Below are 10,115 nucleotides of genomic sequence, written 5' to 3'. Positions count from 1 at the left end.
GCCAGCCAGCCAGCCAGCCAGCCAGCCAGCCAGCCAGCCAGCCAGCCAGCCAGCCAGCCAGCCAGCCAGCCAGGGCTGGCGGGAGCCCGCACCCACGATCGTGATCGCACGAGCGCCCCTGGGCCGGCGATGAGAGGCGTGAGCGTCCCGCCGTCACTGGGCAACGGGGCGTGTGTCGCGCGGAAGCTCGGCCACCGGGCTTTTCCGGAGGGTCGTTTGTGCCGCCGTGACGCCGCTGCCGCGCCGATGGGCGAATCATGCCGGGCCTCTGCCTTGCTCGTGGCGCCATCGCCATGTCCGGAACCAGCGTTCGGCCATTTTCGGTGGTAGCGACTCATTGGTGCAGCGGGCTTGCAACACTCGCGGTGAATTTGGCTTTCGTCACCGCGCTGTCCTGGACAAAAACACGATCTCGAAACACGCTGCATTTGCGATTTGGATTTGGCTTTCGCGTTCCGGTTCTGCGGATGGGCTCGTGGTCGCAAGGTCCCGCCGCAGTCCAAGCATCACAAGAAGCGCATCACAAGACGCGTACCAAAGTCGGTCAGATCGGTTTCGCCGGGTTGAACTGGGGCTCGACATGAAATTCTGGACGGGGTTGCTTGCGGTCGTTCTGTTGCTGTCGGGGCTCGGCGCCAGCCAGGCCGTGGTCCGGATCGCCGATGACCGCGGCGGCCGGATCGGAACCTATGTCGACAAGTACCAGGGCCTGCGATCCTCCGGTGAGTATGTGATCATCGACGGGCTCTGCGCCTCGGCCTGCACCATCGTGCTCGGGGCGATCCCCCACGAGAAGATCTGCGTCACCTCGCATGCCAATCTCGGATTCCACGCCGCCTGGGATTTCGGCGCCAACGGCCGCGCCGTCACCAACCCCGAGGCGACCCAGATGCTGTACTCGATGTACCCGTCGCCGATCCGCCGCTGGATCACCCAGCGCGGCGGCCTGACGCCCCGGATGATCTTCCTGAAGGGCAAGGAGCTGCAGGCAATGTACAAGCCCTGCTATATGGATGCCCAGGCATCCTCTCCGGCCTCCTCGCATGTTGCGCCCAATGCGCCGGCCATCTCGCCGGCCGCGGCCAAGGCCTCCGCCTCCCATTAATGACGCCGGCCACCGGCCGTTTCGGGTGATCGGCTGCCCGTCCGCGGCGCTTGCCTGGACCGGCCGCGGGGCTTATCTGAAGCGCGAGGGGCGGGCCGCTCGGGCCAGCACCCGCCCGATGAGTATGCCATCATGCAGCCTCTTTCAGCGCCGCAAGAGATACCGTCCGCGTCGGGTGACCGGCGTTCGGCCTCCGCTTCGGCCATCGTGGCTGGGGTTGCGGCGATCGGGCTCGTCGCCGGCGCCGTGACGATGTGGGTGCAGTACGGGACCGCGGTGTTCTTCGAGACGATCGCGGCCGGCTGGCAAGCCTGCTTCTGAGACAGTGAAGGAGCGCGCAATGCCATCCAATGCCACCCGCCCCCTGGTGATCGTCGGAGCCTTTGCCGCCAGCCTGGTGGTCGGGCTGTCGCTGATGTTCCTCATCATGGGCGGCGGCCGAAACATCGCGGCGCCGGCCGCGATCGGCGGACCGTTCCAGCTGACCGACCAGAGCGGGGCCGTCGTCACCGAGAAGAGCCTCGAAGGCCGTCCGACCCTGATCTTCTTCGGCTTCACCCATTGCCCGGACGTCTGTCCGACCTCGCTGTTCGAGATCTCCGAGGTGCTGCGCGCGATGGGCAAGGACGCCGACGGCGTCAACGCCTATTTCGTCTCGGTCGACCCCGAGCGCGACAATCCGGCCGCGATGAAGGACTACCTCTCCAGCTTCGACCCGCATCTGAAGGGTCTGACCGGCGATCCCGAGGTCCTGGCGAAGGTTCTCACCGAGTACCGGGTCTATGCCAAGAAGGTCCCGCTGAAGGACGGTGATTACACCATGGACCACACCGCTTTGGTGTATCTGATGGACCGCAACGGCCGGTTCGTCGCGCCGTTCAACCTGAAGCGGACGCCCGAGGAAGCGGCGGCGGATCTCAAGAAATACCTCTGAGCGCGTTGACGCTCCAGCCGGGCGGCCGCCTCCGGGCCGAATCCAGCCTCGAATTTGCGCCGGGATGGTCTATAAGGCGCTGACCATCGGGACCGCTGATGCAGACCGTCTTATCAAAGCCCGTGAAATCCGCGCCTGCGGCCCGCGCCGCCATCGTCAGCGCGCTGCTCTGCTTCGGTCTCGCCGCAGCCGGCTCGGAGGCGCGCGCCCAGGCGCCCGTGCGGCCCGCCGTCGAGGCGGCGCCGCAGGCCGTCCCCGGCTTCTGGGACCCGCGACGCCGGCCCGACCGGCCCGATCTGTCGCGCCTCACCGTGATTCGTTTCCTGACCGAGACCGACTATCCGCCGTTCAACTTCACCGGTCCGGACGGCAATCCGGCCGGCTTCAACGTCGATCTGGCACGGGCGATCTGCGACGAGATCAAGGTCACCTGCACCGTCCAGATGCGCCGGTTCGAAACCCTGCTCGATGCGCTGTCCTCGAACCGGGGCGATGCGATCATCGCCTCGATCGCGGTGACGCCGCAGATGCGGGCGCGGGCCGACTTCTCCGATCCGTATTACCGGGCGCCCGCTCGCTTCGTGTCCCGCCGCGATGCCGTCATGACCGAGATCCGCCCCGAATTTCTCGAGGGCAAGAAGATCGGCGCCGTCGCCGGCACCGCGCACGAGGCCTACCTCAAGGCGATGTTCACCGACGCCGAGATCAAGACCTATCCGAACGACGAGGCGCTGCGGCAGGCGCTGCGCCGGGCCGAGGTCGACCTGATCTTCGGCGACGGCATCTCGCTGGCGTTCTGGGTCAATGGCACCGATTCCGGCGATTGCTGCGCCTTTTCCGGTGGACCTTTCGTCGAAAGCCGCTATTTCGGCGAGGGCGTCGGCATCGCCGTGCGCAAGGGCAACGACCTCTTGCGCCAGGCGCTGAACTGGGCGCTGTTCCGGGTCTGGGAAAAAGGCCGCTACACCGACCTGTGGCTGCGCTACTTCTCGATCAGCCCGTTCTAGCGCTTGCCGTCGTTCCGGGCGCGTCGAAGACGCGAACCCGGAACCTCGAGATTCCGGGTTCGATGCTTCGCATCGTCCCGGAATGACGGGTATCATGACCGCTGTTTTGCACTGACGTCTTCGGAGAAGTCTTTTTCACGATGTCCACGATCGATCTCGTCCCAACCAGCCCGAGCGACTTGCGCACGCTCGCCGAACAATCCAACGCCTGGCCGTTCGAGCAGGCGAAAGCGATCGTCAACCGGCTGAAGAAGAACCCCAAGGACGAGGTGCTGTTCGAGACCGGCTACGGCCCGTCCGGCCTGCCGCATATCGGCACCTTCGGCGAGGTCGCGCGCACTACGATGGTCCGCCACGCCTTCCGCGTGCTGACCGAGGACAAGATCAAGACCCGCCTGATCGCGTTCTCGGACGACATGGACGGCCTGCGCAAGGTGCCGGACAACGTGCCGAACAAGGACATGCTGGCCACGCATCTGGGCAAGCCGCTGTCGCGCATCCCGGACCCGTTCTCCAACGAATATCCGTCGTTCGCCGCTCACAACAATGCGCGGCTGCGCGCCTTCCTCGACCGGTTCGGCTTCGACTACGAGTTCGCCTCCGCGACCGACTACTACACCTCCGGCAAGTTCGACGCGGCTCTGCTGCGCATGCTGGAGCGGCTCGAGAAGGTGATGGCGATCATGCTGCCGAGCTTGCGCGAGGAGCGCGCGGCGAGCTACTCGCCGTTCCTGCCGATCTGCCCGCGCACCGGCCTCGTGCTGTACGTGCCGATCGTCGAGCACGACGCCAAGGCCGGCACCATCTCCTACGACGATCCGGAGACCAAGGAGCGCATGACCGTTCCGGTGACCGGCGGCCATTGCAAGCTGCAATGGAAGCCGGACTGGGCGATGCGCTGGCATGCGCTGGGCGTCGACTATGAAATGGCCGGCAAGGACCTGATCGATTCGGTGAAGCTGTCGGGCAAGATCTGCGCGGCGCTCGGCGGCACCCCGCCTGAGGGCTTCAACTACGAGCTGTTCCTCGACGAGAAGGGCCAGAAGATCTCGAAGTCGAAGGGCAACGGGCTGACCATCGACGAATGGCTGCGCTACGCCTCGCCGGAATCGCTGTCGCTGTTCATGTATCGCGAGCCGAAGGCGGCGAAGCGGCTGTATTTCGACGTCATCCCGCGCAACGTCGACGACTATCAGCAGTTCCTCGATGGTTTTCGGAAGCAGGATGCCAAGCAGCAGCTCGGCAATCCGGTCTGGCACATTCATTCCGGAAAGCCGCCGAAGGCCGACATGCCCGTCACCTTCCAACTGCTGCTGACCTTGGTGTCGTCGTCGAACGCGGAGAATGCCGAGACGCTGTGGGGCTTCATCGGCCGCTACCGGCCCGGCGTGACGCCGCAGACGCATCCCAAGCTCGACGCGATGGTCGGCTACGCCATCAACTACTATCGCGACTTCGTCGCGCCGACCAAGACCTTCCGCGAGCCGACCGAGGGCGAGCGCGTGGCGCTGCAGGATCTGCGCGATGCGCTGTCCAATCTTCCGGCGGAGGCCACGGCCGAGGACATCCAGAACGTGGTCTACGAGATCGGCCGCCGCGAGCCGTTCCTCGACCACGCCAAGAAGGGCAAGGACGGCCGCCCCGGCGTGTCGCTGGACTGGTTCAACATGCTCTACCAGGTGCTGCTCGGCCAGGAGAAGGGCCCCCGTTTCGGCTCCTTCGTCGCGGTCTACGGCGTGAACAATGCGGTGGCGATGATCGACGGCGCGCTGGCGCGGAGCGCGTGAGGGGCTCGCTCGTCGTCACACAAAAAGGTGTCGTCCCGGCCCTGAGCCGGGATCCATAGCCACGAGCCGAGGTGAGGTGACGGATATCCGCCACCTCGCAAGACAACTGAGATTCCGCGGTATGGGTCCCGGCGTTCGCCGGGACGACAGCGGAGAACTCGGCGGCCGCGTCAGTCCGAAGCGGCCATTCGAACTACACCCCGTGCAGCACGAAGCGGCGGTCGAGCTTCTGCACCGGGCGCGCGTTCATCGGATACAGCTTGGCGAATTTCGCGACGTCCGCTTCCGCGACCGAGACCGGCTCGCTCAGCAGCAGCCATTCGACCACCTCTGAGCAGGGCGGCGTCGTCAGCGAGCCGGCATAGCGATAATAGGAGCGGCGTGCCGGCAGCATCATGTTGGGGTTGATGCGCGGATCGGCCTTGACCGCGGGACCCTCCTTGTCCGGCATCGTCGCCACGATCTGCGCGAAGGCGGGATTGGGCCGGCCGGTGGTCATGAGAACGCCGACCACGGCGAGCCCGCCCGACGCGGCGCGGTGGACGAAATGCGCCTCCATCGGATAGTTCTTGCCACCGATCTGATGCTCGCTCGGGCGATGGAAATGCACCTGCAGCAGCTTGTAGGTGGTGCCGTCGAGCTTCAGGGTGCTGCTGCCGTCGGCAAAGTTGAGCTGGATGGTGTGACCATTGTTGACGATGGTGTCGGCGGTCCTGGCCCAGCTCAGCTTGAAGTTGGGCAGTTGGGCCCGGGTCGAGTGCTCGATGTCGATGGGCGATTGCTGGGTGCCGACGCCGCAGACCTTGTTGGCCGCATCGAGATCCCCCCAATTGGCCGGTCCGGTCGCGCCCTCATAGCTCCAATGCGGGGCGCCCTCGGCGGCGAAGCCCGGGGTCGCGCAGGCGGGGCAGAGGGCGAGCCCCGCAAGAGCCTTCAAGACGTGGCGGCGGTCCATGGCAATCTCCAAAAGGTTCAAGCGTGGGCATGATCGGTTGCGAATCGCGCGCAACAGGAAAACCGAATCAGGTTAACCCTTGCTGAGGAACCGGCTGCGTCCTCGCGAACTCGCAGTCATTCGGGTGCAGCCTGAGCGGGGCGGCCGCCGGGCTGTCCCGGGCAAACGATGCTTGAGTTCGCCGCCCCCTGCCGATACGGTCGGCCGCTCCGAAAACATCAGCAAACTCAAGCTCGAGCCAGGACCGCGCGAAGGTGCCCAAAATCTACAAAATCTGCTCAGCTTCGGCCTGGCGCGAGGCGGAGCGGCTGGGCGTGTACCGCGGTAGCGCCGACGATCTGCGCGACGGGTTCATCCATTTTTCGACCGCCCCCCAGGTGCCGGAGACGGCCCGGAAGCACTTTTTCGGGCAGAGCGCGCTGTTCCTGGTCGAGGTCGAGGCGGATGCACTGGGTGGAGGCTTGCGCTGGGAGCGCTCGCGCAACGACGAGCTGTTCCCGCATCTGTATGGCGAACTCGATCTCGGCGCCGTGACCGCCGTTCACCAGTTGCACAGCCGTGCCGATGGCGGCCACGACATTCCGGACCTGAAGCCGTGATCCGCGCTTTCGACCAGCTCTCGCTGCCGCTGCTCCGCTGGCTCGACGCCGAGGATGCGCACCGGCTCGCCATCCAGGGCCTGAAGCTCTTGCCGGCGATCAAGCCGCGGCCGGACGATGCGAAGCTCGCGGTGCGCGCCTTCGGGCTCAACTTCCCGAATCCGGTCGGCATGGCCGCCGGCTTCGACAAGAACGCCGAGGTGCCGGACGCGCTGCTGCGGCTCGGCTTCGGCTTCGTCGAGATCGGTTCGGTCACGCCGCGGCCGCAGAGCGGAAATCCGCGCCCGCGGCTGTTTCGGCTGGAGCGCGACGAGGCGGTGATCAACCGCATGGGCTTCAACAATGACGGCGCCGAGATCGTGTTGCGGCGGCTTGCCGGCCGCGCCCATCAGGGCGGCATCGTCGGCGTCAATGTCGGGGCCAACAAGGATTCGGCCGACCGCGTCGCCGACTACGTCCGGCTGATCGAGACCTTCGCGCCGGTGGCGAGCTACTTCACCGTCAACATCTCCTCGCCCAACACGCCGGGCCTGCGCAACCTGCAGCAGGCTTCTCAGCTCGACGAGCTGCTATCCAAGGTGCTGGAGGCGCGCGACCGTATCCGCCGCAAGGCCGGCGACACCCCGGTGCTGCTCAAGATCGCGCCGGATCTCAGCCTCGCCGAGCTCGATGACGTCGTCCATGTCGCGCGCTCGCGCGGCGTCGACGGCATGATCGTGTCGAACACGACGCTCGCTCGGCCCAGCTCGCTGCGCGAGCAGTTGCGCGCCAAGGAGCAGGGCGGCCTGTCCGGGCGGCCGCTGTTCCGGCTGTCGACCCGGATGGTGGCCGAGACCTTCGTGCGCGTCGAAGGCGCGTTCCCGTTGATCGGCGTCGGCGGCATCGACACGGGCGGCGCCGCGCTCACCAAGATCCGCGCCGGGGCCAGCCTGATCCAGTTGTATTCCTCGCTGGTCTACAAGGGCCTCGGCCTGGTCGAGAGCATCAAGGCCGACCTGACCTCGACGCTGCTGCGCACGGGGCGTGACTCCCTGGCGGAGATCGTCGGCGCCGATGCCGCGACGATCACGGCCGAGGATTGGCCGGTTTAGTTGCAGCCGAGCTGTCGCATCATTCACGCACGGCTGTCATCCCCGCCTTCGGACGATGACAGCTTACATTGTCGGTCGAGTCGGGCTCTTCCCGAACGACGCCCGCAGCAGCGCCGGATAGCGTGCGGCCTGGAAGCCGCCGCGGGCGGCGTAGAAGCCGAGCATCGCGATCCACAGGCCCGTATTGCCGAAGCCGCGCAGCGCCAGCCAGATGCCGAGGAAGACGATCAGCGCCGCCACCATGAGATTGCGCATGTCGCGCGCCCAGGTGGCACCGATATAGACGCCATCGAACGCGAAGGCGAACACCGACAGCAGCGGCGACGCCACCACGAACGGCAGATAGTCGCGCGCCGCGCGGCGCACCGCATCGTTTGCCGTCATCACGTCGATCAGCACCGGACCGAACAGCGCGAAGATCACGGCGACGGCGAGCGCGAAGCCTAAGCCCCAGGCGAGCACCAGCCTTGTGGCGCCGGAAAAGGCGTCGCGGTTGCGCGCGCCGAACGCATAGCCGCAGAGCTGCTCGGCGGCGTTGGCGAGCCCGTCGAGGAAAAACGCGGCCACCAGCAGGAAATTGTTCAGCACCGCGTTGGCCGCCAGCGTCGTGTCGCCGGCACGCGCGCCTTGTGAGGTGAAGAACAAGAAGGCGACGATCATCGCCGCGGTGCGGATCATGATGTCGCGGTTCACCGCCATCATGTGCATCAGCTTGGCGCGGTCGAGCAGTGCAGCGCGCGATATCCGGGCGTCGGCTTTGACCAAGCGGCGTGCCAGCACGAGGCCGATCGCGACACCGACCGTCTCAGCGATCACGGCGGCAATCGCCGCGCCGGCGATACCGGCCTGCAGCATCTGGACGAACAGGATGGTCGCGGCCATGTTGATCAGGTTGATCGCGACCTGAACGGCCAGCGCCAGCCGTGCGCGGGCCAGTCCGACGAGCCAGCCGAGCAGCACGTAGTTGGCGAGCGCCAGCGGCGCCGACCATATCCGGACGATGAAATAGCTGCGGGCCGCGCTCAACACGGCGTCGCTGCCGCCCATGATGTCGAAGATGATCGCGCCCAGCGGCAGTTGCAGCGCGATCAGGGTGACGCCGATCAGCGCGGCCAGCGCCAGGCCGCGGATCAGGACCATCAGGATCTCGTCGCTCTCGCCGGCGCCGAGCGATTGCGCGGTGAAGGCGAGTGTGCTGGCGCGGAGGAAGGCGAACAGCCAGAACAGGCAATCGAAGATCACCGAGGCCATGGCGACGCCGCCGAGCATGGCCGCTTCGCCGAGCCGGCCGATCGCCGTGGTCGAGACGATGCCGATCAGCGGCGTGGTCAGGTTGGCGATCATCGCGGGACCCGCGATGTCGAACACCTGCGCTGTCGTGATTTTTGCTGAAGCGGTCAAGAACGTCTCGCGGATTGGCAAAGCGCGCGGCACGCGCGTCTCTCCTGGTCTTAGCGGCCTTTCGCGTCTCTCAGCTAGAGGTCGATGCTCATGCCGTCATGCGCGGCCACATGGCCGATGCGGTCCAGCCGGCCCAGCATGTCGTCGCTCATATGGGTGAGCACCAGCCGCTTCGGCCCGATCTCGCCGAGATGCGCCTCCAGCGCCGCGAGGCTGAGATGGTTCTTCACCGCCTTGTCGTAGGTGTAGGCCTCGGCGATCAACAGGTCGGCGTCGCGGCCGAGCGGGATCAGGCTGTCGGTCCACTCGGTATCGGCGGTGTAGGCGACGATCTTTCCCTCGGCCTCGATCCGGTAGCCGAGAAACGGTCCGCCCGAATTGCCGTGGACGACTGGAAACGGCGTCACGCAGACCGCGCCGAAGCGCGTTGGCTGCTCAGGCGCGAGCTCGATCACCGACAGTTCGAATTTCCGCGGCGTGCGCGACGAATGCTCGAACAGCGCTTCCATCACCTGCGTCAGCCGCGCCTCGATGCCGGCCGGGCCGACGATCACCAGCGGCTGCGTCCGGCGCGAAAACTGCGCATCGAGCAGCAGGAACGGCAGGCCGGCGAAATGATCGCCATGGAAATGCGTGATCAGGATCAGTTCGATATCGTTGCAGGCGATGCCGAGCCGCCTCAGCGCCGGTAACGACGAGGCGCCGCAGTCGATCAGGAGATTGGTGCGCAAGCCGGTCAGATGGAAGCAGGTGTTGGACCTGCCGCCCGAGCCGAACGCGTCACCGCAGCCGACGAAGCGGAGCTGCATCGGCTGCGTCTCTCTACCGGCCGCGCGGGGCGAACAGCCGCGACAGGAACCAGATCGGGATCACGATCACGGCGCCGAGCAGGAAGTAGCGCCAGAGCCAGTTGAAGGCGTCGAAGCCGAGCTCGTACAGCCGGATGAACAGCAGCCGGATGCTGTGCAGGATGTTCAAGGGATCGAAGCCGATCGCCGACAGCACCACGCCGACCAGGATCGACAGCAGGACCAGCCGGAACGCCACCGACAGCGGCGAGCCGCCGAGAAAGCGATACAGGCCATCCGAGCTGCGGGCGCGGGCCGGATAGTCCCTGATGTCGTTCGACATGTCATCGTCTCCAGGCGGGTTCGTCGGATTCGCGAGCCCGATTATAAAGCACGGCAGGGCAGGTGGGGAACCCGGCTCGCCGCCGCAAGCTGGTTACTGGCATTT

At 66.3% G+C, this 10,115-nt stretch carries 11 protein-coding genes; 7 read left to right on the top strand and 4 right to left on the bottom strand.

The annotated features are described in order from the left end of the window. Positions 1-580: 580 nt before the first annotated feature. The 5 genes from QX121_RS25515 to QX121_RS25495 all read left to right on the top strand — a co-directional run bounded on the left by QX121_RS25515 (position 581) and on the right by QX121_RS25495 (position 4,833). Positions 581-1,105: a hypothetical protein gene (locus tag QX121_RS25515; protein WP_315778377.1), complete on the top strand. Its 525-nt coding sequence runs from the start codon at positions 581-583 to the stop codon at positions 1,103-1,105. Positions 1,106-1,237: 132 nt separating this feature from the next. After that, on the top strand, positions 1,238-1,426 hold the full coding sequence (locus QX121_RS25510; protein ID WP_315735804.1) for a hypothetical protein: 189 nt from the start codon (positions 1,238-1,240) through the stop codon (positions 1,424-1,426). Positions 1,427-1,445: 19 nt separating this feature from the next. After that, positions 1,446-2,039, top strand: coding sequence for an SCO family protein (locus QX121_RS25505; RefSeq protein WP_315735806.1), 594 nt, complete (start codon positions 1,446-1,448; stop codon positions 2,037-2,039). Positions 2,040-2,137: 98 nt separating this feature from the next. Next, on the top strand, positions 2,138-3,046 hold the full coding sequence (locus tag QX121_RS25500; protein ID WP_315813339.1) for a transporter substrate-binding domain-containing protein: 909 nt from the start codon (positions 2,138-2,140) through the stop codon (positions 3,044-3,046). A gap of 140 nt (positions 3,047-3,186) precedes the next feature. Next, the gene (locus QX121_RS25495) at positions 3,187-4,833 is read left to right on the top strand and encodes a lysine--tRNA ligase (RefSeq protein WP_315813338.1); all 1,647 of its coding nucleotides are present in this window, start codon (positions 3,187-3,189) and stop codon (positions 4,831-4,833) included. A gap of 193 nt (positions 4,834-5,026) precedes the next feature. Here the strand turns inward: QX121_RS25495 and QX121_RS25490 are convergent, their stop codons facing one another. Beyond that, entirely contained in the window at positions 5,027-5,788 is a 762-nt protein-coding gene (locus tag QX121_RS25490; protein WP_315784809.1) for a carbonic anhydrase family protein, read from the bottom strand. 254 nt (positions 5,789-6,042) lie between these two features. On the opposite strand from QX121_RS25490, the gene QX121_RS25485 reads away from it, so the two are divergent. Together QX121_RS25485 and QX121_RS25480 are read left to right on the top strand one after the other, a co-directional pair. Further along, positions 6,043-6,387, top strand: a complete 345-nt coding sequence (locus tag QX121_RS25485; protein ID WP_315778374.1) for a DUF952 domain-containing protein — start codon at positions 6,043-6,045, stop codon at positions 6,385-6,387. Further along, entirely contained in the window at positions 6,384-7,478 is a 1,095-nt protein-coding gene (locus QX121_RS25480; RefSeq protein WP_315735815.1) for a quinone-dependent dihydroorotate dehydrogenase, read from the top strand. Before QX121_RS25485 ends, QX121_RS25480 begins: the two co-directional genes overlap by 4 nt. Before the next feature lie 63 nt (positions 7,479-7,541). On the opposite strand, the gene QX121_RS25475 is transcribed toward QX121_RS25480, so the two are convergent. The 3 genes from QX121_RS25475 to QX121_RS25465 form a co-directional block, all read right to left on the bottom strand. Further along, positions 7,542-8,846, bottom strand: coding sequence for an MATE family efflux transporter (locus QX121_RS25475; protein ID WP_315813342.1), 1,305 nt, complete (start codon positions 8,844-8,846; stop codon positions 7,542-7,544). Positions 8,847-8,953: 107 nt separating this feature from the next. Beyond that, positions 8,954-9,688 carry an MBL fold metallo-hydrolase gene (locus QX121_RS25470; protein ID WP_315813337.1) on the bottom strand — a complete coding sequence of 245 codons (735 nt, stop codon included), beginning with the start codon at positions 9,686-9,688 and terminating at the stop codon, positions 8,954-8,956. 13 nt (positions 9,689-9,701) lie between these two features. Further along, positions 9,702-10,010 carry a DUF6460 domain-containing protein gene (locus QX121_RS25465; protein ID WP_315735819.1) on the bottom strand — a complete coding sequence of 103 codons (309 nt, stop codon included), beginning with the start codon at positions 10,008-10,010 and terminating at the stop codon, positions 9,702-9,704. Positions 10,011-10,115 lie beyond the last annotated feature (105 nt).

This window comes from Bradyrhizobium sp. SZCCHNR2028 (genome assembly GCF_032380995.1).
GTDB lineage: Bacteria > Pseudomonadota > Alphaproteobacteria > Rhizobiales > Xanthobacteraceae > Bradyrhizobium.
This window is presented reverse-complemented; position numbering and strand designations above follow the sequence as displayed.

What these genes read in the sequence shown, in the direction of transcription:
- QX121_RS25510 (WP_315735804.1), top strand. Translation starts at nt 1,238, where the DNA reads ATGCAGCCTCTTTCAGCGCCGCAAGAGATACCGTCCGCGTCGGGTGAC.
- QX121_RS25465 (WP_315735819.1), bottom strand. Translation starts at nt 10,010, where the DNA reads ATGTCGAACGACATCAGGGACTATCCGGCCCGCGCCCGCAGCTCGGAT.
- QX121_RS25505 (WP_315735806.1), top strand. Translation starts at nt 1,446, where the DNA reads ATGCCATCCAATGCCACCCGCCCCCTGGTGATCGTCGGAGCCTTTGCC.
- QX121_RS25515 (WP_315778377.1), top strand. Translation starts at nt 581, where the DNA reads ATGAAATTCTGGACGGGGTTGCTTGCGGTCGTTCTGTTGCTGTCGGGG.
- QX121_RS25490 (WP_315784809.1), bottom strand. Translation starts at nt 5,788, where the DNA reads ATGGACCGCCGCCACGTCTTGAAGGCTCTTGCGGGGCTCGCCCTCTGC.
- QX121_RS25500 (WP_315813339.1), top strand. Translation starts at nt 2,138, where the DNA reads ATGCAGACCGTCTTATCAAAGCCCGTGAAATCCGCGCCTGCGGCCCGC.
- QX121_RS25495 (WP_315813338.1), top strand. Translation starts at nt 3,187, where the DNA reads ATGTCCACGATCGATCTCGTCCCAACCAGCCCGAGCGACTTGCGCACG.
- QX121_RS25470 (WP_315813337.1), bottom strand. Translation starts at nt 9,688, where the DNA reads ATGCAGCTCCGCTTCGTCGGCTGCGGTGACGCGTTCGGCTCGGGCGGC.